General features: G+C 62.9%; 19 protein-coding genes and 1 pseudogene. 9 read left to right on the forward strand and 11 right to left on the reverse strand.

The annotated features are described in order from the left end of the window. The first annotated feature begins 192 nt into the window (after nt 1–192). Entirely contained in the window at nt 193–555 is a 363-nt protein-coding gene (locus ABI660_RS02925) for a response regulator (protein WP_348064849.1), read from the forward strand. 219 nt (nt 556–774) lie between these two features. On the opposite strand, the gene ABI660_RS02930 is transcribed toward ABI660_RS02925, so the two are convergent. The 3 genes from ABI660_RS02930 to ABI660_RS02940 all read right to left on the reverse strand — a co-directional run bounded on the left by ABI660_RS02930 (nt 775) and on the right by ABI660_RS02940 (nt 1,816). Then, nucleotides 775–960, reverse strand: coding sequence for a hypothetical protein (locus ABI660_RS02930; protein WP_348064768.1), 186 nt, complete (start codon nt 958–960; stop codon nt 775–777). A 156-nt stretch (nt 961–1,116) separates the two neighbouring features. Beyond that, nucleotides 1,117–1,335, reverse strand: a complete 219-nt coding sequence (locus ABI660_RS02935) for a hypothetical protein (RefSeq protein ID WP_348064769.1) — start codon at nt 1,333–1,335, stop codon at nt 1,117–1,119. A 259-nt stretch (nt 1,336–1,594) separates the two neighbouring features. Next, nucleotides 1,595–1,816, reverse strand: a complete 222-nt coding sequence (locus ABI660_RS02940) for a hypothetical protein (protein WP_348064771.1) — start codon at nt 1,814–1,816, stop codon at nt 1,595–1,597. A 192-nt stretch (nt 1,817–2,008) separates the two neighbouring features. On the opposite strand from ABI660_RS02940, the gene ABI660_RS02945 reads away from it, so the two are divergent. Then, the gene (locus ABI660_RS02945; RefSeq protein WP_348064773.1) at nt 2,009–6,151 is read left to right on the forward strand and encodes a CheR family methyltransferase; all 4,143 of its coding nucleotides are present in this window, start codon (nt 2,009–2,011) and stop codon (nt 6,149–6,151) included. Between the two features lie 173 nt (nt 6,152–6,324). Then, nucleotides 6,325–6,726 (forward strand): hypothetical protein, encoded by a 402-nt coding sequence (locus ABI660_RS02950; protein WP_348064775.1) that lies wholly within the window; start codon nt 6,325–6,327, stop codon nt 6,724–6,726. Between the two features lie 127 nt (nt 6,727–6,853). Here ABI660_RS02950 and ABI660_RS02955 read toward each other — a convergent pair whose 3' ends face one another. Then, a complete protein-coding gene (locus ABI660_RS02955) occupies nt 6,854–7,492 on the reverse strand; it encodes a response regulator transcription factor (RefSeq protein WP_348064777.1) in 639 nt (212 codons plus the stop codon). 155 nt (nt 7,493–7,647) lie between these two features. After that, complete coding sequence (locus ABI660_RS02960; protein WP_348064779.1) at nt 7,648–8,361, reverse strand: hypothetical protein; 714 nt, start codon at nt 8,359–8,361, stop codon at nt 7,648–7,650. Between the two features lie 264 nt (nt 8,362–8,625). On the opposite strand from ABI660_RS02960, the gene ABI660_RS02965 reads away from it, so the two are divergent. Next, nucleotides 8,626–9,192, forward strand: a complete 567-nt coding sequence (locus tag ABI660_RS02965) for a CinA family protein (RefSeq protein ID WP_348064781.1) — start codon at nt 8,626–8,628, stop codon at nt 9,190–9,192. Here the strand turns inward: ABI660_RS02965 and ylqF are convergent. The 3 genes from ylqF to ABI660_RS02980 form a co-directional block, all read right to left on the reverse strand. After that, nucleotides 9,155–10,111: a ribosome biogenesis GTPase YlqF gene (ylqF, locus tag ABI660_RS02970; protein WP_348064783.1), complete on the reverse strand. Its 957-nt coding sequence runs from the start codon at nt 10,109–10,111 to the stop codon at nt 9,155–9,157. The genes ABI660_RS02965 and ylqF overlap by 38 nt on opposite strands. A 128-nt stretch (nt 10,112–10,239) precedes the next feature. Beyond that, nucleotides 10,240–11,823 (reverse strand): glutamate--cysteine ligase, encoded by a 1,584-nt coding sequence (gshA, locus tag ABI660_RS02975; protein ID WP_348064785.1) that lies wholly within the window; start codon nt 11,821–11,823, stop codon nt 10,240–10,242. A 289-nt stretch (nt 11,824–12,112) separates the two neighbouring features. Further along, entirely contained in the window at nt 12,113–12,775 is a 663-nt protein-coding gene (locus ABI660_RS02980) for an alpha/beta hydrolase-fold protein (RefSeq protein WP_348064787.1), read from the reverse strand. Nucleotides 12,776–12,990: 215 nt separating this feature from the next. Between ABI660_RS02980 and ABI660_RS02985 the strand changes: the two genes are divergently transcribed. From ABI660_RS02985 to ABI660_RS03005, 5 genes and pseudogenes are all read left to right on the forward strand, one after another. Then, nucleotides 12,991–13,227, forward strand: coding sequence for a hypothetical protein (locus ABI660_RS02985; RefSeq protein ID WP_348064789.1), 237 nt, complete (start codon nt 12,991–12,993; stop codon nt 13,225–13,227). An 82-nt stretch (nt 13,228–13,309) separates the two neighbouring features. After that, nucleotides 13,310–13,494: pseudogene (locus ABI660_RS02990) on the forward strand (oxidoreductase-like domain-containing protein). A 92-nt stretch (nt 13,495–13,586) separates the two neighbouring features. Beyond that, the gene (locus ABI660_RS02995; protein WP_348064791.1) at nt 13,587–14,270 is read left to right on the forward strand and encodes a hypothetical protein; all 684 of its coding nucleotides are present in this window, start codon (nt 13,587–13,589) and stop codon (nt 14,268–14,270) included. Between the two features lie 76 nt (nt 14,271–14,346). Next, a complete protein-coding gene (locus ABI660_RS03000) occupies nt 14,347–15,600 on the forward strand; it encodes an MFS transporter (RefSeq protein WP_348064793.1) in 1,254 nt (417 codons plus the stop codon). Nucleotides 15,601–15,805: 205 nt separating this feature from the next. Further along, nucleotides 15,806–16,144, forward strand: a complete 339-nt coding sequence (locus ABI660_RS03005; protein WP_348064795.1) for a hypothetical protein — start codon at nt 15,806–15,808, stop codon at nt 16,142–16,144. An 80-nt stretch (nt 16,145–16,224) separates the two neighbouring features. Here the strand turns inward: ABI660_RS03005 and ABI660_RS03010 are convergent, their stop codons facing one another. The 3 genes from ABI660_RS03010 to ABI660_RS03020 form a co-directional block, all read right to left on the reverse strand. After that, nucleotides 16,225–16,911, reverse strand: coding sequence for a hypothetical protein (locus ABI660_RS03010; protein ID WP_348064797.1), 687 nt, complete (start codon nt 16,909–16,911; stop codon nt 16,225–16,227). 240 nt (nt 16,912–17,151) lie between these two features. Continuing rightward, a complete protein-coding gene (locus ABI660_RS03015; protein ID WP_348064799.1) occupies nt 17,152–17,889 on the reverse strand; it encodes a hypothetical protein in 738 nt (245 codons plus the stop codon). Nucleotides 17,890–17,993: 104 nt separating this feature from the next. Next, a complete protein-coding gene (locus ABI660_RS03020; protein WP_348064801.1) occupies nt 17,994–18,281 on the reverse strand; it encodes a hypothetical protein in 288 nt (95 codons plus the stop codon). Nucleotides 18,282–18,349: the final 68 nt, after the last annotated feature.

The following is an 18,349-nucleotide window of genomic DNA, read 5'->3' on the forward strand; positions in this document are numbered from 1 at the left end:
ATATTTTCCGTAGCGGCCGGCACTTCACGCACCCGGGGTTTGCCCCCATAGAGCGCGCCGTCCTACAACGGCGTGAAACATTCGCCTGCGACGCCCCCCTTGCCTTCGCCGGAAACTGAAACGGTGACCCCCACGAACTTTTTCGCTACATCCGCGGTCGGCCTGTTTCCGGAAACCGAATATGACGCGGTCCTGAAGGCCTATATTGTTGAAGACAATGCCGTCATCCGGGACAACCTAATGGAAACCCTGACGGAGCTCGCCGGCGTCCACACGGTAGGCTATTCGGAAACAGAACAAGGAGCGTGCTTCTGGCTGGCGCAGCACCCGCGCGACTGGCAGTTGCTGGTGGTGGACCTGTTCCTCCAGCAGGGTAGCGGCCTGGGTGTGCTCAGGAAATGCGGCCAGCGCGGCAGCCGGCAGCGCGTGGTGGTGCTTTCCAACTACGCGACCGCCGACATACGCGCGCGTTGCCTGGCCTCTGGCGCCGATGCTGTTTTCGACAAATCCACGGAGCTCGACCAGTTCCTGGCCTACTGCTCACGCCAGCATTGACCTCAGGTTTGCACCCCGGCTCAGGCCACGCTTACAGCAATGCGGCGCGGCTTGGCCTCTTCGGCTTTGGAATGTTCAGCCTGAGGACGCCGCCTCCAGCCCACGTTGATGACAGGGAAAGTGTTGCGCGGCATTGCGCGAATATTGCTCGCACTTGCGGGGCCGGAATGCCCTGCTCGCAGGATCTTTAGCGCGTGCAGCGCCTGACCTGCGGGGGTATCACGCGGGTGGCGCAGGCCAGAGCAGATCCAGCGCGGCGCCGGGATCTTCCTCACCGGCCACCGATTCACTGGACAGGTCCACTCCGGCCGCCGGGGCATCGTCCGGCGCGGGTGGAGCAGGCCGGGCCGGCGCGGCGTTGTCGGAGGTTTCGGGCTTGGAAGGATGGCGGAAAGCACGCGGCATGGGGCGCTCCTGGTAACACGGGCAGTCGATCATGAATGAGGAAGCTCTATTCGTTGAACAGGTAAAAGCCCTGGACGCAGTGCTGCAACCGGAGCCGGGCCGAATCTTGTGTTGCGACCACGTTCAGCGGCACCGCTGGCGCCGCTGCCGCAGGGCTTATTGGCTGCTGCTGCCCGTGCCGCCACTGCCCGAGCCTGGCGTAGCGCCGGTACCCGGGTTGCCCATGCCAGAGCCGGAGCCCGGGCCCGGCGGGGTCGCCGGGCTGGTGACGTCGGGGCTTGCCGCGCCGTCCGGGTTCTTGTTACAGCCGCCCAATGCAGCGGCTCCTACCAGCAGTGCCGTGACCGCCAAGGGTCGCCAGAGATCCTTGTTCATGAAAAACTCCTTCGGTTGGTTATGCCAGACATGGCAAAAAAACGGAGAACCGACAGCGAGCCCAGCTTTCGGTTGTGCTGGACAGACGCTGCATTCCACAGGGCTTCTCCGTGCGATTGCTTCGAGGCCGGCCCCGAAAGGCTGGCTTCCTGTTCCATTCTGGTTGGACCAGCAGGACGAAAAACAGCTGCAAGCCTCCATTGGATGTAGGAGGATCTTCAAGCTCGAGCATCCATGCCCGGCCACCACCCGCCAAGCGTCAACCGCCGTGCAAGGCGACAAAGCGTTCTGATTCGCGCCGGGCACCAGCCCGCCTGTTGGTACGCGCAGATGCATAGGCATGCAGGTGGAGGTCTGCGGCGTCCTTGTCCGAAAAAAATTCCGTCCGGCTACCCGGTTCCTTGCCGGGTGCCACGGAAGAAGAACGATGCGGCAAAGTATCTACCGTCGCCGTGGTTGATCTGATGTGATGAACAAGCATGGTGTACACCCCCTTCTTCGAAGAATTTAGAAACATACCGGCGTGCCAGTTGTCGGACAGTGCCCACAGCCAGGGTCGGCCAGCTTCAATTCATCACACACGGCCCGTATAGCCGCAGCCTGCGGCTTTCCCTCTTCGCTCTTGTTGGGGCTACCATGTGGGAGCTATTTTCAAAAAAGCCCGGTAATGAGCATGTCCGATACGCCCGCCGCAGCCCCTGATCCTGAGAAGCGCCCCGATGAATTCATCCAGAGTTCCTTGAGCTTTCCGGTGGTCGGCATTGGTGCGTCGGCCGGCGGAATGACGGCTCTGCTCCGGTTTTTTGAAAACATGCCAGCAGGCAGCGGCATGGCTTATGTAGTCATCCTCCATCTGTCGCCCCGGCATGAAAGCAATGCGGCAGCCATTCTGCAGCGGGTCACCAAGATGCCTGTCATCCAGGTGGCCCAACCCACAGCAATCGAAGCCGACCATGTCTATGTCATACCGCCCACCGCTGACCTGCTGATGAACGACGGCTACCTGCGGCTGGTCGAGCCCGCACGGCTCAAGGGCCCGCACGTTGCCATTGACCTGTTTTTCCGGGCCCTGGCCCAGGTGCACCGCGAACGAGCCATCTGCATCGTGATGTCAGGTACCGGCGCCGATGGCGCGGTGGGCCTGGCGCGCGTCAAGGAACAAGGCGGCGTGACCCTGGTTCAAACGCCGGACGATGCCGAGCACGACGGCATGCCACACGCAGCCATTCACACCCGCATGGTTGACTTTGTCTTGCCAGCGGTGGAAATGCCGCAGAAGCTGCTGGACCTCTGGGCCAATGCCCGGCGCATCAGCCTGCCAGCCGATGCACCGCCTGATTTGCAGACGAGCCCACCGGACAGCATCGAAGCGGCAGCACAGGCGGAAATCGCGCTGGGGGAAATCATGACCCTGCTGCGCCGGCACTCCAGGAACGACTTCCGGCATTACAAGCGCGCGACTGTGCTGCGCCGTATCGAGCGGCGCCTGCAGGTCAACGGCCTGCCCGACCTTCCGTCTTACCGCGACTACCTGCGCAATCGCCCGGAAGAAGCCCAACCGCTGCTGCAGGACATGCTGATCAGCGTCACCAACTTTTTCCGCGACCGGGAAGCCTTCGAGGCGCTCGAGCGCGACGTGCTTCCTGCACTTTTCAATGACCATGCCGACGACGATCCACTGCGCATCTGGGTGACAGGATGTGCCACCGGCGAGGAGGCCTATTCGCTGGCCATGCTGTTGCGCGAGCAAGCTCAGGGCAGGGCGCCCCCTCCGGACATGCAGATCTTTGCAACCGACATCGACGACCGGGCGATTGCCGTGGGGCGAGCCGCGCTGTACCCGGAATCCATCGTCACCGATGTCAGCCCGGCCAGACTGAAACACTTCTTCACCCGAGAGCAGAACAAATACCGCATTGTCAAAACCGTTCGCGAGAAAGTGCTTTTCGCCAACCACAATCTCTTGCGTGACCCGCCCTTCTCGCGGCTCGACCTCATCTGCTGCAGGAACCTGCTGATTTACCTGGACCGTGAAGCCCAGACGCGGATCCTGGAAATGTTCCGTTTCGCCCTCAAACCCGGCGGCTACCTCTTCCTGGGTGTGTCGGAATCGGCCGACGCTGCCCCCCAACTGTTCACGGTGGTCGACAAAAAGAACCGCATTTACAGAACCAACCCTCTGGCACACGCGACTCGTCACCTGCCCCTCATGCCCAGCGCGCCACCGGAGCCCGGTCATCCTGCCACCCGGCCGGCACCGCGGGAACAGGCACCTTCCCTGGCCCAGATGCACCAGCAATGTATGGCGCAGTTCGCGCCGCCCAGTGTGCTGATCGACGGCAAATACGATGTTCTGCATCTGTCCGACGAGGTGGGGCAGTTTCTTGCGCACAGCGGCGGCGCGCCTTCGCGCAACCTGCTGGCCAATGTGCAACCGGGCCTGCGTGCCGAGTTGCGCACGGCGCTGTTCCAGGCCACCCACGGCGGCAGGTCGGTGACCTGCCGGCCCATTGCCCTGGAGCGCGGCGGACAGAGACAGATGGTCAGGATCAGCGTCAAGCCCTTCGCAGACCCGTCGGCCCGGCAACCCCTGATCCTGGTCGTGTTTGAAGAGGTTCCGGAAACCCTGGCGGCTCAGGCCGCAGCCGACGCGTCGCTTCAGCAGCCCGTGATCGGTCAGCTTGAACTCGAAATCAAACAGCTCAAGGAGCACCTGCAGGAAACCATCGAACACTCGGACACATCCACCGAGGAGCTGAAAGCTTCCAATGAAGAACTGCAGGCCATCAATGAAGAGCTGAGGTCGGCCACCGAAGAGCTGGAAACCAGCAAGGAGGAACTCCAGTCGATGAATGAGGAGCTCATCACCGTCAATTTCGAGTTGAAGGTCAAGGTCGAGGAAACCGCGAAGATCAACGACGACCTGCAGAACTTTATCGGCGCTTCGGATATCGCCACCGTGTTCATTGACAACGCTATGCACATCAAGCGTTACACGCCGCAAGCGGTCAATATCTTCAATCTGATCCCCTCTGATATCAACCGGCCGTTGCTGGACATCAAGGACAGGCTCAACTACGAGTCATTGGCCCAGGACGCGGAAAAGGCTTTCCAGACCCTGCAGACCATTGAACGCGCCATTGAAAGCGCCGACGGCCGCCACTACCTGGCCCGCATTCGCCCCTACCGCACCACGGAAGACCGCATTGAAGGCGCGGTGCTGACTTTTGTCGATGTGACCGCCTTGCGGCGGGCGGAAGAAACCATACGTGCCGGCGAAGAACGCCTGAGGATCGCCGCCGAGACCACCCGCGACTACGCCATCATCGTCATTGATGAGGGCGGCCTCGTCACGACCTGGAACGCCGGGGCCAAACGGGTGTTCGGCTACAGCGAAGAAGAGATCATTGGCCAGCCACTGGCGCTGCTATTCACGCCGGAAGATCGCGCGGCGGGCGTGCCCGAGCATGAAAGGCTCACCGCGCTGAAAGAAGGCCGGGCCGAAGACGAGCGCTGGCACATACGCAAGGACGGGACACGTTTTTACTGCAGCGGCATCATGACCCCCCTGCAGGAAAAAGGCATGAAAGGTTTCGCCAAAATTGCGCGTGACCTGACAGGCAATAAGCAGCAGGAAACATTGCGCGAAGCCATGCTGCAGAAGGAGAAGGCCAACAGCTCGCAGGCCCGGGCCGCCAATGAACTCAAGGACAGGTTCCTGGCGGTGATGTCCCATGAGCTCAAGCATCCACTCAACCTGATCCAGGTGAACACGGAACTCCTGATCAACCAGCCCGAGGTGAAGACCCTGCCGCCGGCGCTGCGTGCAGGAGAAAACATTCGCCTGGCGGTCGCCAGCCAGGTCAAGATCATTGACGACTTGCTGGACCTGTCCCGGGCGCGCACCGGCAAGCTGACCTTCAAGATCACCAGCGTGGCGCTGGATGAACTGCTGGCCACCATTGTTGAAGCTGTCACGGAAAATGCCGGGCAAAAAGGACTGGCGCTGAGCTTCGAAAAACAGGACGGCACCATCGTGCAATGTGACCGGGTGCGAACCGAACAGATCTGCTGGAACCTGATCAACAACGCCATCAAATTCACTCCCCGGGGCGGTAAAGTGAAGGTGCGACTGACACGCGAAGACGGCTTTGCGAGGCTCAGCGTGGTGGACACGGGCCAGGGCATCTCAGCTGACTTCCTGCCCCAGGTGTTCGGCATGTTTTCCCAGGGCCAGAGCACCGAGGGGCAAACCGGCGGGCTGGGCGTCGGGCTGGCCCTGGTGCAGGAACTCGCCGCTGCACAAGGAGGGCGCGTACTGGCCGAATCGCCAGGCCTGGGCCGGGGAGCGGCCTTCAGCGTCTGGCTGCCCCTGGAAAGCCGGGAAGCCCGGAAGACCAGGGAAGACCCGGCGCCTGGCACCGCCGCTGGCTCACTCAAGGGGCTACGGATCCTGGCCGTCGATGACATGCTGGATGCCCTGGAGCCCTTCGCGGACCTGCTGCGCCTCGACGGCGCCGTGGTGGATACGGCGGGCACAGGAGAACAGGCACTGGAAGCACTCGAATCATCCGCCTATGATCTGCTGGTCTCAGACCTGGGCATGACGGGCATGGACGGCTTTGCGCTGATCGAGGCGATCAGGAAACGCCCCGCCCTGGACCACCTCCCCGCGCTCGCGCTGAGCGGATATGGCCGCAAGGCCGATGTGCAGCGTGCCCTGCAGCTCGGCTTTGACGGCCACTTGTCCAAGCCTGTGACGCTGGCCGCGCTGCGCCAGTCCGTCGCCGCGCTTGGACCAAAACGCAGGGCCTGACTGTCTGCCGCGGGTCTGCGGCCGCGGCCTTAAATTGTCCTACGGGTGCTCAGCCTCGATGCCGATGGCGAAACGCCATCGAACTGGAAAACTGCATTCTGGCGACAGTCCGGCACAGCCCCATGGCCGGCAACATCGGGCACCATGGGCAACGGGGCAGTGTTGGGAATCACATGCAAGACGAGGTACAGGCCAAGAGTAACGGCGGCACGCCGAGGCAGTTGGAGGTTCACATCGGCGGAGACGTGGCGACCCTGACGCTCAATGGCAGCCTCACCCTCAACGCACAGCAGGTCGAAGACCTCGTGGCCAGTCTGGCCATGGTCAGGGCACGCATGCAGCCCCAGGTTTCCCCCGATCCGCCTGCGGCAAGTGGCAGCGAATTTGTGCTCAACCCCCGGCATTCGGTGATGGCAGACCCGGTGGAGGGAAGCATTTTCACTTTCATTCGGCACCCGATGTACGGATGGATTGCGCTGTGCCAGTCGCAGGACGAAGCCATGCGCCTGGTGCTGGCCATGGCCGGGCAGCTGAAACTTCTGGAACATGACGTTCCTGGCGGCTGGACCCATTAATTCCATTTCTACATCATTCGTGAACGCGAAGGCGAAGCGACGACAGTACAGACGTACGGCTAGCGATGCCGACAAAGTGCACGGATGATTTAGAAATGGAATAAGCCCACTGGCCCGCTGCGTGGGGTCAGTTCAGGAAGCGGTTTTCGAGCGCAAACCGGGTCAGGTGCGAATTGCTGCTGAGCTTGAGTTTGGTCAGCAGGCGCGAGCGGTGGGAGCTGATCGTCACATCGCTGAGGGACAGAGCGCGCGCGATCTCTGTGACGGTCTCGCCAGCGGCCAGCCTGAGGAAAATCTGGAACTCCCGGGCTGTCAGGTCCACGCCTTCGCCCGGCATGGTGCCGGGCCGGACGGCATCGGCCATAAGTTCGCGGACCTTGCTGGAAAAGTAGCTGCGGCCCGCCGCCACCATCCGGACAGCCTCCACAATGTCGAGCAACGGCGAAGCCTTGTCCACATAGCCTCGCGCACCCAGCCGGATCATCGGCAAGGCGTAACGCTGTTCGGGATAGCCGGTGAAGATCAGGACTTTGATGTCGGGCTGGTTTGAGAGGATTTTCTCGAGCACATCAACCGCGCCATGGCCGGGCATGGCGATGTCCAGGATGAGCACATCCAGCGCATCGTGCGACACCAGTTCAAGCGCCTCCAAGCCATTCTTGGCGGTGGCTACCACGCACAGATCGTCGTACCGTGCGAACAGTCTCTCCAACCCCGCCCGTATTACGTCATAGTCGTCAACAATGCCGACCCGGATAGGTGTCAACGGTAGTTCCTTTGGGTGTTTCCATCTGCATGGGGAAGACTGATTGTCGAGCTGCAGCGAGGAGATTCCAGCCAGGATCAACTCTAAAATGCCGTGGGAGTGTCCCCATCAGCAGGCGTCTCTGCCATGCGTAGGACGGCTTCTTTTTCCGCAAATCAAAAAAGCCCTCCTGGTTCTTGCTCTTCCCGCTTGCGAATAAACAGGGTCACCCCCTCTCCATGATGGGCAAAGCCCACGGATTCGACGCTGGCGATTGCTTCCACATCTTCCCAGTTCAGTCGCCGGTAATTCTCCTGGAAGGGCTGCAGGACACGCTGGCCGGGCCGGGCCACCACATCCAGCGACAATGCCAGGTCATGCGCGCCGGCCTCCGAGGCGAGGATCACGTCGGAAGGGCATGGGGCCGTATCGATAGCCGCCAGCAATGCCGAAGTCAGGGTATGCCGGAGCGCATCGCGTGGAATGACGCATGCCGTGCCGTCGACCCGGTTGACCAACGTGAACCCCATAAAACCGAACGTGCGTCCCAGCATGGCGACACTTTCCCCCACGCCTTCGGCCAGCGAGACCAGCGCGCCCGGGTCGCGCTCCAGCCAGGTCACGCTGTCGATGCAGGAGGTCAGCGCGGCCTTGGCAAAACGGCTCATTTTGGCGCTGCTCTCCTGCAGCGCAAGCATGTCCTCGCGCCGGGCCGCCACGCGGTGTTCCATGAGTTCATAAATCATGCCGATGGGTTGCAGGTTCACCACCATGTCATGGCGTATCGCGGGCGCGATTCTCTGGAGCACCGCGTAGCGGACGGCATCTGCCCGGTCATCGTGCGGGCTGCGGTGCTGCGCCTCGCGCGCGGAAGTTTTCTCAGCGATCATGGTGTTTCGTTTTCCTTTGCACAGGGCTCCCCAGTCTGACAGCCACGCAGGCGCACGGCAGCATTTTTTGACATAGACATTTCGCAAATTTTGTAAGTTGCTGCAACAAGCGTGGGCAAGGTACGTGGAGGAAATTTCTGCCCCCTCTTGGGGGCCCGCGCCACCTGAAGTTTTTCCTACACGCGCAATATCCACAGGCGGACACGCAGCCCTTTCCAGGCACACCATAGTGATGGTTCTTTTTGCCCTGCCGTGCGAGGTTTCATGTCCAACACTCCCTTGAAAGAGGTCGCCGGTTTCATGGCGGCGCATTCGCTGGTACTGGCCACGGCGGAGTCCTGCACCGCCGGCCTGATCGCCGCTCATCTGGCCGAGGTGCCGGGGGCCGGCGAGCTGCTTGAGAGTGCTTGCATCACCTATTCCCCCGATGCCAAGCAGCAGCGCCTGGGCGTCAAGCCAGAAACGATAGCGCGCTTCAACCTCACCAGCGAGCAGGTGGCCGGCGAGATGGCGCAAGGTGTGCTGCGCAACAGCCAGGCCAACCTGGCCATTGCCAACACCGGTGTGACCGACGACACCGACCCGGCCATCCCGGCCGGGACCCAATGTTTCGCATGGCTTTTTGCGGGGCGGAACGGCCAGGCGGCGGAAATGTTCACAGAAACGCGGCGCTTCACCGGCGAACGCAATGAAATCCGCGAACAGGCGGCCCGGCATGCGCTGTCAAAAATTCCGGTGTATTACGCTGCCTTGAGCGGCAAGGTTGCGCCGGCGAAGGAGCCGGCAAACAACCTCAGAAATCTTCGCGCGCAGGCCGTGGGATCTTCTTGAAACGGACCAGGCGGTCGGTTTCTATCCTGTCTTTTTTGACCTGCCGCTCAGCATCGAGCAGTTGCCCCGCGGCCAACCACTGGGCAAACTCTTCGGGCGTTTCCAGCGTGATGCGGCCCAGCGTCGCGGCACGGAATTCGTAGATAACGATCTCTGCGGCTTTCTGCAAGTTCACACGGCCTTTGCTTAACACCGCACCGCGCTTGCGGCCGATCTCTTCAAGCAGTTGCTCGTCGGTGACGCCGGGCGCCAGCTTGAGCTTGTAGCGCGCCTCCAGCAGAGCCGGATAGGCCTGGATCAGGTAATCCAGCAGCTCGAGCGCGACCTCTTCCTCGTTGAAGGCATTGCGGCCAATCGCGCCGCTGGCGGCCAGGTTGTAGCCGCTCTTGGCAACGATGATGCGGGGCCACAGCATGCCGGGCGTGTCCCACAGGTAAAACCCGTCGGCCAGCACGATGCGCTGCTCGAGCTTGGTGATGCCGGCCTCGTCGCCGGTTTTGGTGGCGCGCTTGCCCGTCAAGGTGTTGATCAGCGTGGACTTGCCGACGTTGGGAATGCCACAGATCAGCACGCGCATGGGCTTGACCATGCTGCCGCGCGTTGGCGCCAACGCATGGCAGGCGTCAATCAGGCGGCGCGCCGGCGTGGTTTCGCTGGCGTCGAGCGCAATCGCGCTGGTACCGGACAGGCTGTTGTAGTGCGCAAGCCAGAGTGGCGTGCGCGCAGGGTCGGCCAGGTCCTGCTTGTTGAGCACCTTCAGCGCGGGCTTGGCGCCGGTCAGTTCGGCCAGCATGGGATTGGCGCTGGAGCCGGGCAGGCGCGCGTCCAGCAGCTCGATGACCACATCAATTTCCTTGATGCGTTCACTGATGGCCTTTTTGGTCAGGTGCATGTGACCGGGAAACCACTGGATCGCCATCGGGGTGTTCTTTCTTGGGTTCGAAGTCTGGGTCGTGGCGGGAAGGAGGACGGACGCGCGGTGCGCTGCCGTCCGATACATCAGCCAGCCCCGATTATCGGTGCGCCGGCCGACCGACGCGCCGCACCTCAGGCTGCGTGCGCCAGGCTGCGGATACCCAGCCGGTCCGGCGACACGTACTGCTGGCGGTAGATCTCGAAAGGCAGGGTGTCGGCCGCTTCTATCTTTTTCTGCTCGGCCATGGACTGGCGTGTGAGCGCCTCGAAGGCGGCTTGCCGGGCCGCAGAAAACGGCAGGCCCAGCAGCGTCTGCCTGGTTTTGACCGACTGGGCACGGGCAAAGGCCACGAAGGAGTTGTCAAAGTCGCGCGCCATGGCCTGCAGCACACGCGCCGAGGGCAGCGTGCTGGCATCCAGCAGGGCAGACTCAGCGGCCACCAGCGTGTCGCTGTATTGCGTGCCACCATGCGCTGCGTCGAGTGCTGCGGCAATCGGCGCGCATTGCGCCACCACTTCCGCGCCCCACGAGGTCAGCGACACCTCCTTGCCTGCGCGCCTGAGCAGCAGGCCGGGCTGGCGGCCGCGCGCGGCCGTGTGGTGCTGGTTGTGTTTGAGCTCGGCAATTTCCTGCGGCGTGTCCGGCGGGCTGTCGCTCAGCAGGCAGTGCAGTAAGAACACATCGAGAAAACGCATGGTCTGCGCGGTGATGCCGACGGGCTCGAACGGGTCCAGGTCCATCAGGCGCACTTCGATGTATTCGACGCCGCGCTCGCGCAGTGCATGCAACGGACGTTCGCCGGGGTAGATCACGCGCTTGGGACGGATGGTGCCGTAGAACTCGTTTTCAATCTGCAGCAGCGTGGTGCCGAGCTGGTTGTAGTCGCCGCCGGGGTTCTGGATGCCCACCGACTCATAGGCGGGATACGGGTGGGTCAGCGCGTCCTGCAGCGAAGCACCATAACCCTCCAGGCTGTTGTAGCTGACCGCCAGCGAAGCCTGTGCATCGCTCTGGTAACCCAGGCGGCCCATGCGCAGCGAGGTGCCGTGCGGCATGTACATGGTGCTGTCGGAGAGCTGCTGCAGCTCGTGCTCGCGCCCGGCGACAAAGGTGGAACACACGGCCGGCGAGGCGCCGAACAGATAAAGCAGCAAAAACGCATGGCGGCGGAAATTGCGGATCAGCGCAAAGTACTGCTCGTTCGACACTTCCGGCAGCGACCAGTTGTAGTGGATGCCCGAGATGGTCTGCATGCGCCGGCCATATCTGTGCGACAGGCCCATGCGGTAAACGCTTTTGGCGCGCCCGACGTTGGACGAGCCGAAGCGTGCAATCGGAATGGTTTCGTCGGTCGGCAGGCCGCAGGGCATGCTCGAGACCCAGAGCATTTCGTCGCCGAGCGCCTGCATCGCGCGGTAGGTGAACTGGTGAATCTGCGTGAGTTCGCCGAGCGCGGCGTCTGCGCCCTCGGCCAGGCCCTTGTGCGCCGCGGTGACCAGCTCGACCTGCGACTCACTGAAGTCGGTGGTGATGCTGGGGTGCGTCAGGGCCGAACCGAGCGCCGCCGGGTGCGGTGTCAGTGCCAGGGTGCCGTTGGGTTGGGCGCGCAGGCTTTCTTTTTCAATGCCGCGGCGCATGCCTTTCAGCCTGGCGGGACCGAGCGCCTGGAGGCGGTCTCCCAAAAGCGCGGCATTGCGCGCATGCAAGCTGTTCATAACTTCTTCCCTCAGAATCTTTCGTGGCGTGCAAGGTATCACAGGCCGGGCTTGTTTGCAGGCCGTGCGGCGCGGCGGCAGGCCGTACCACGCCGCCCGGCGCGGCCTGCCGTTGTTGGGGTTTGCAAGTTACTATCTTTTTGATAGCCTCTTACGCCCGCCCTGCTTGGGCTAGAGCATGATTTCGTTTAAAAATGCGCCTATTCGCAGCAGGCGGGCCTGAAACCCGGCGTGGCGCATTGAGGGAAAGCCCTTACGGCTGCCGGATTTCGCCCGAGTCGCTAGGACGCTAGGACAGTATCTGCAACAGCCACTGGTTCATGTCGGCAATTTCCTCCATGCACACCGAGTGCTCCATCTCGTACGCATGCCAATCGACCGGGTAACCCAGTCCCGTCAGCGCATCACGCGTCGCGGTGGCCGCGGCCAGTTGCACCACGCCGTCGTGTTTTCCGTGTGCCAGGAAAACCGGCAGGCCCTCATTGGCCGCGCTGCGCTCTGCTGCCACGGTGTGCGCCAGCGGCAGGTAGCCGGACAGACCCATGATGCCGGCCAGGCGCTCGGGATAACGCAGGCCCGTCATCAGCGCCATGGCGCAGCCCTGCGAGAAGCCGGCCACCACGATGCGGCTGGCCGGCATGCCGCGCTCGACTTCGCGCGCTATCAGCTGGTTGATGGCGGCCTGGGTCTGGCGCATGCCTTTTTCGTCCTGGCCGGCTGTCAGGTTGGCGCCCAGGATGTCGTACCAGGCCGGCATCTGGTAGCCGCCGTTGATGGTGACGGGAATAACCGGTGCGTTGGGAAAGAGGAACCGTACCGGGCCCACGCTGGACAAGTCGAGCTGCTCGGCGACCGGCACAAAATCGCGGCCGTCGGCACCCAGGCCATGCATGATCAGAATGGTGGCAACAGGCTGTTCGCCGGTCTGGGCTTCAATCACTTCAAGAGACATGGGGACCCTGTGGGTTGGTGGTGGGACGGCTGCCGCATATCGGTGATGCGGCAGCAGGAAGAGGAGAGGAAGAAGCACCGATCTTAAGTGCCTGGCCCTCTCCGCCCCAGCCGCCGGTTTGGACACCGTCGCTGCGGGCAAGCGCGCTTGCGGGCAGGCGCCGGTTCTTGCTAACATTTCCCGTCAGCATTTTCTGACGCGCATTGGAGATTCGCATGAAATTCATCCTTGCTGCCGCCGCACTGGCCGCTTCCTCGCTGGCCATGGCTCATAACTGTCCCAATGAAATGAAGGCCATTGACGCCAAACTTTCAAGCAACCCGACTCTCTCAGCCGCCGACATGGGCAAGGTCAAGGCCCTGCGCGCGGACGGCGAGAAGTTCCACAAGGCCGGCAAACACGACGATTCGATGAAGGCGCTGGGCGACGCCAAAAAACTGCTGGGAATCTGACCGGCTGGCTGGAACAGTGACATTGCGGGAAGGCGGCTGCATAGCAGCGCAAGCAGCAGCGCCCTTCCCCATTACCGACCGCATGTCGGCCAAGGCCATGTTCAGCGCCCTGCAGCGGCAGGCAGCTGCGCAGGGCCAGGTTTTGCGCGAACCGCCGCCGGAGCCACCACTTGCTGCGGCCGCGGCTGCAATGGCTGCGTGTGGGAAAGTTACTACGCGGCAGCGGCCTGGTGGCAGGAAGAAGCGCTGCAAACGCTGGACGCTTGACTTGGCTTCCCACTTGGGCGACCATCGATTGGCATGCCACCTTCACGGGGCCGGACCACCCCGGCCCGGCTGGCAGCAAGGGGACGCCACACATGATAGAAGCGATCAGCAGGCTGCTGGGCCTTAAAACAGCGGCCTCAAAAGGCAAGGCTGACAAACCATCGGCTGCCAGGTCGTCCGCCAGGACGCCGCCGGCAGACAACCGCGACGGCCAGCACACGATTGAGGACAACTCCGACAATGGCATGCGCCGCCAGCTCGTACAGACGCTGCTGCGCGAATGCCTGCGCAGGAACGGCATTGTGCCGGGCTGGATCGAATGCCAGATGCTGGTCGTCAACAGCCGCAGCCGCGGCCCGGGCATGTATGCGCGCCTGATCCTGCGCCGCTGGGACCCGCGCCTGCTGACCTACGCGTATGCTTTCCAGAAAGAGCTGCTTGCCGCGATCAGCCAGTTCGAGCCGCAGTCCTCGACCTGGCTGCACGGGGTGTCCTGGGAGTTCAATGTCGGAGACAGCTGCCCTTATCCCGACATGCCCGACCCGGCTGTCTGGCGCGAACCGCCGGCCGCTGCCGTCCCTGTCGCTGCAGCGGTGGCGCTGGCTGGCGCAGCGCCGGCGGTAGCCGCACCCGCAGCTGGCGCAGAGGATGAGGTGCTGCGCGACCTGAAAGACTTGCAGAGCATGTTTGCGGCGCGCGATGCCAGCATGGAAGAAAAAGCAGCCTCGGGCGCCCAGGCCGATTTCCAGCCCACCGAGCCGTCAAGCCTGGGATAAACCGCCAGCGCAGGGCTTGCCGCCGCACCTCTTACTTAAAGCAAGAGGAAAAGAGCGCAGCCCGGCGCTCATAGTCATGAGCCCTCCCGCCGCCCTGCACGATCCGTCTGCCCTGGCCGATTCACGGTATGCCGTGGCGCGCCTGATGGTCACGCTGGCCCTGATGACAGTCGGCGCCAGCGGCATGTATGTGGTGGCGGTGGTGCTGCCTGCGGTGCAAGCCGAGTTTGGCGTCGCGCGCGCTGACGCCTCGCTGCCCTACACGCTGTTGATGATCGGTTTTGGGCTTGGCGGCATGCTGATGGGCCGGCTGGCCGACCGCTTTGGCGTGACGGTGCCGCTGTTGATCGGTGCGGCAAGCCTGGGCCTGGGGTATGTCGCCGCAGCCATGGCGGGAAGCATCTGGATGTTTACGCTGGCGCATGGCTTTCTGATCGGACTGTTCGGTAGCTCGGCCACCTTCGCGCCGCTGCTGGCCGATACCTCCCTGTGGTTTGTGCGCCGCCGCGGCATCGCGGTAGCAGTGTGCGCCAGCGGCAACTACATCGGCGGCGCGATCTGGCCGCCCATCGTGCAGCATTTTGTGGAAACCGCGGGCTGGCGCCACACCTATCTGGGCCTGGGCCTCTTCAGTTTTGTCAGCATGACGGCGCTGGCCCTGCTGATGCGCAAACGTCCGCCGCTGGCCGTGCCGGCGGCGCCCAATGCCCGTTCCCCGGCCACGCCCAGCAGCCTGCCTTTCGGCCTGTCGCCCGGCAAGGCGCAAACCCTGCTGTGCGTGGCCGGCGTGGGCTGCTGCGTGGCCATGGCCATGCCGCAGGTGCACATTGTTTCCTACTGCACCGACCTGGGTTATGGCGCTGCGCGCGGCGCCGAAATGCTCTCGCTGATGCTGGCCTGCGGCGTGGTGAGCCGGCTGGTGTCGGGTGCGATCTGTGACCGCATAGGCGGCCTGCGCACGCTGATGCTGGGCTCGGCCCTGCAGGGTATCGCCCTGCTGCTGTTCCTGCCTTTCGACGGCCTGGTGTCGCTGTACCTGATTGCCGCGCTGTTTGGCCTGTTCCAGGGCGGCATCGTGCCCTCGTATGCCATCATCGTGCGCGAATATTTCCTGCCCGCCGAGGCTGGCGCGCGGGTCGGCATGGTGATCATGGCCACCATGATCGGCATGGCGCTGGGCGGCTGGATGTCGGGCAAGGTGTTTGACCTGACGGGCTCCTACCATGCGGCTTTTGTCAACGGCATCGCGTGGAACCTGCTGAACTTCAGCATCGTGTTTTTCCTGCTGTACCGTGTGCGCCGGCGCGGCGCGGCGGTCCAGACGGCGTGAACCCGGCGCGGTGCGCCAAGCTGCGAGATTCAGCATAAAAACAGCCACTAGCCCATATCCAGCGGGCGCAAGCAGCTATTTATTTCATAGCAATAAACAGGTAAACCTCGCGATACCAGCGCACCGGCTGACACGGCAACCCGCCGTCCGCCTGCGCGTCCGTCGACGCGGCGGACGGAAGATGGGACTTTTGAAAGGCCTGTCCATGAACACCGTCCTCAGGTACGCCCTGGTCGCCCTGTTTCCCGCCCTGTCCGCCAGTCAGGCACTGGCGTGCTACACGGTTTACAACCGCAGCAACCAGGTGGTCTACCACGCCGCTGCGGCACCGGTGGACATGCGCTACCAGCTTCACCAGACCCTGCCGGCTGTGTACCCCGGCGGCCACTTGGTGTTTTCGGTGACGGACACCTCCTGCCCGCCGGTAAATAGCCCACGCGTCACTGCCAGCGCGAGGCTGGATGCCCTGTCCCGGGGAGAGTCTTATGTCGAACGCCCCGGGCAGCAGGGCTCAGGCACCGCCATGCCACGCACCACGCGCTGATGCGGGGGCGAGCGGCGAACCTCAGGAATGGAGGGCAGAGGGAAGTAGAAGGGGATGAGGGCGACGAGCACCTTCACCGATCAAGGCAGGCTGCTGCCGACCTGGTAAGTGCCAAACAGCGCATGGACAGGCCGCGTCTCGGGCAGCACATACACCACGCTGTAGCTGTTGCCCAGCAAAGGCGTCACGACGTTTTCGTAAAAAGCCACCGGTACGACGACGCAGCCCAGTGAAATCCGGTTGTCTGCCGGCGTGCTGGAGGCCAGCCGTTGCAGGCGCTGCTCCTGGCTGTTGTCCGGACGCACGCGGTGAATGGCCAGGCCTTCGCTGTAGTTGACCCAGATCACGGCTTCGCCCGTCAGGTTGCGCCCCGGCTGGGACAGGAAGCGTCCGGCCGGGGTGGTGCGCTCGAAAGGCAGAATGTCGGAAACCTTGCGCAGGCCTATCCCTGGTACCGAGTGGTCGCCAGGAGCCAGCCCCAGCAAGGCGGCTGTGACGCCGCGCAACTGGCCGCCGGCTTCGAACACATACATCCGGGCGTCTTTTTTGTCGACGATGACAAAAGGCAGGCCCCGGTTGTCCGAAGCGTCGAGCACCCAGCGGGCGGTGTAAAGGGTGTCAGGGGAAGCCCCTTCGGCAGCCAGGCCGGCCAGCAACATGGCGCGCGGCATCGGCGAAACGCCCTCCCCGGCGGCCACGGGCCCGGAGAGCAAGAACAGCGCGCCCAAGGCAGCCACGGCGCACAGCGTCTTGTATTTCAGGTTCATCCAGGCGTCCGGTTGAGTAGAAGGTCGTACAGAACCGGGACCAGCCCGGGGTGTAGGACATATCCTACCCAAACCCGCCTGAATCAGGCAAGACTGGGGTTATTCCAAGGGAAAATTTGCTACCATATTAATAGCACAAAATGCTTTACCTGAAAGGACTTTAGCCGATTTTCTGCAGAAATCCGGAATTTCCCGGAGACCGCGGATTTTGTAGGTTTTCTCCGACAGTACGTCGGAAAATCAGGATTTACCCGAGGCTACGCCGTAGCCGTCGAAAACCGCCTGCAAGGGACGTGTTTCAGGCAACACATAAATCACGCCGCGCGCTGCACCCAGGACCGGCTTGACCATGGTTTCATAGAATTCGACCGGCAGGTTGATGCAACCAAAGGAAATGCGGTTGTCATCCGTGGTGGCGGAGGCCAGTCGCTCCAGCCGGCGTTCACTCGGCTCCTTGGCACGCACGCGGTGCATGGAAACAGCCGCCTGGTAGTCCACCCAAACGATGTCCTCGCCGTGGGAATTGACGCCCGGCATGGACACAAAACGGCCGGCCGGTGTGGTGCGTTCGTGCGGCCGGATGGCCGACATCTCACGCTCGCCGATACCCGTCACCGAATCGTCACCCACCGCCGAGCCCATCAGCGCCGGCGTGACGCCTTTGAGCTTTCCGTCCGGCTGAAATACGTACACCGTGGCATGCCGTTTGTCGACAATGACAAACGGCATGCCACGGTGATCGCGTGACCCCATCACCCAGTTGGCCATCTCGCGCACTTCGAGCGTTGCCTGCCCGTCTGCAAAATCGGCGGCCCGCGGCAACTGTTCAAGGACCGACTGCTGTTGCAATGCTGCCGGAGCTTGCCGGCTCTGCCTCGATGTGACCTGACCCGGCATGATCAAGGCCAGCATGGCGCAGCCTATGCCCAGACCTTTGAGGACAGCGTCCAGTTGCGAAGAGTCGTCGTTGTCTTTCATCGGCGCGTGGAGTTGAGAAATCTATGACGAAATACAGGGAAGCCGAATGAAGTCACCCGGCTTCCCTGCAGGCATGAAACGCATGACGCGAAACGCGTCAGGCGTTAGTTGCGGTCAGCGCGTGGCTCCAGCGTTCCTGTGTCTGCAGGTGCAGGTGTTGCACTGGTGGTGCTGTCCACCGAGGAGCCGCTGGTGGACGTGGAAGGCTGCGCCTCCATGGTCGTGCCGGTGGCTGGGTTAACGTCAGGTGCTTTCATCTCTGCGGCACGCTGGCTGTTCAGGTCACCGGGCGCACCGGGTGTCGTTCCGGTGTTTTGCGCATAAGCGAAACCTGCGCCAGCAACAAGGGCGGCAGCAGTGATGGCAGCGGTCAAGGATTGGTTGAATTTCATGTGTAGCTCCTGGTATAAGCCCCGTGAAGGGTATTAAGGTGAATGCCGACCGGGGGGCCGACTGAGTT

Origin of the sequence: Polaromonas sp., from assembly GCF_039930745.1 — a bacterium.
GTDB lineage: Bacteria > Pseudomonadota > Gammaproteobacteria > Burkholderiales > Burkholderiaceae_C > Polaromonas.

Excerpts from the sequence above, each read along its gene's own strand:
- ABI660_RS02945 (WP_348064773.1), top strand. The coding sequence starts at position 2,009 with ATGTCCGATACGCCCGCCGCAGCCCCTGATCCTGAGAAGCGCCCCGAT.
- ABI660_RS02930 (WP_348064768.1), bottom strand. The coding sequence starts at position 960 with ATGCCGCGTGCTTTCCGCCATCCTTCCAAGCCCGAAACCTCCGACAAC.
- ABI660_RS03015 (WP_348064799.1), bottom strand. The coding sequence starts at position 17,889 with ATGAAAGACAACGACGACTCTTCGCAACTGGACGCTGTCCTCAAAGGT.
- ABI660_RS02935 (WP_348064769.1), bottom strand. The coding sequence starts at position 1,335 with ATGAACAAGGATCTCTGGCGACCCTTGGCGGTCACGGCACTGCTGGTA.
- ABI660_RS02950 (WP_348064775.1), top strand. The coding sequence starts at position 6,325 with ATGCAAGACGAGGTACAGGCCAAGAGTAACGGCGGCACGCCGAGGCAG.
- ABI660_RS02940 (WP_348064771.1), bottom strand. The coding sequence starts at position 1,816 with ATGCTTGTTCATCACATCAGATCAACCACGGCGACGGTAGATACTTTG.
- ylqF (WP_348064783.1), bottom strand. The coding sequence starts at position 10,111 with ATGGCGATCCAGTGGTTTCCCGGTCACATGCACCTGACCAAAAAGGCC.
- gshA (WP_348064785.1), bottom strand. The coding sequence starts at position 11,823 with ATGAACAGCTTGCATGCGCGCAATGCCGCGCTTTTGGGAGACCGCCTC.
- ABI660_RS02985 (WP_348064789.1), top strand. The coding sequence starts at position 12,991 with ATGAAATTCATCCTTGCTGCCGCCGCACTGGCCGCTTCCTCGCTGGCC.
- ABI660_RS03020 (WP_348064801.1), bottom strand. The coding sequence starts at position 18,281 with ATGAAATTCAACCAATCCTTGACCGCTGCCATCACTGCTGCCGCCCTT.
- ABI660_RS02980 (WP_348064787.1), bottom strand. The coding sequence starts at position 12,775 with ATGTCTCTTGAAGTGATTGAAGCCCAGACCGGCGAACAGCCTGTTGCC.
- ABI660_RS03000 (WP_348064793.1), top strand. The coding sequence starts at position 14,347 with ATGAGCCCTCCCGCCGCCCTGCACGATCCGTCTGCCCTGGCCGATTCA.
- ABI660_RS03005 (WP_348064795.1), top strand. The coding sequence starts at position 15,806 with ATGAACACCGTCCTCAGGTACGCCCTGGTCGCCCTGTTTCCCGCCCTG.
- ABI660_RS02995 (WP_348064791.1), top strand. The coding sequence starts at position 13,587 with ATGATAGAAGCGATCAGCAGGCTGCTGGGCCTTAAAACAGCGGCCTCA.
- ABI660_RS02960 (WP_348064779.1), bottom strand. The coding sequence starts at position 8,361 with ATGATCGCTGAGAAAACTTCCGCGCGCGAGGCGCAGCACCGCAGCCCG.
- ABI660_RS03010 (WP_348064797.1), bottom strand. The coding sequence starts at position 16,911 with ATGAACCTGAAATACAAGACGCTGTGCGCCGTGGCTGCCTTGGGCGCG.
- ABI660_RS02965 (WP_348064781.1), top strand. The coding sequence starts at position 8,626 with ATGTCCAACACTCCCTTGAAAGAGGTCGCCGGTTTCATGGCGGCGCAT.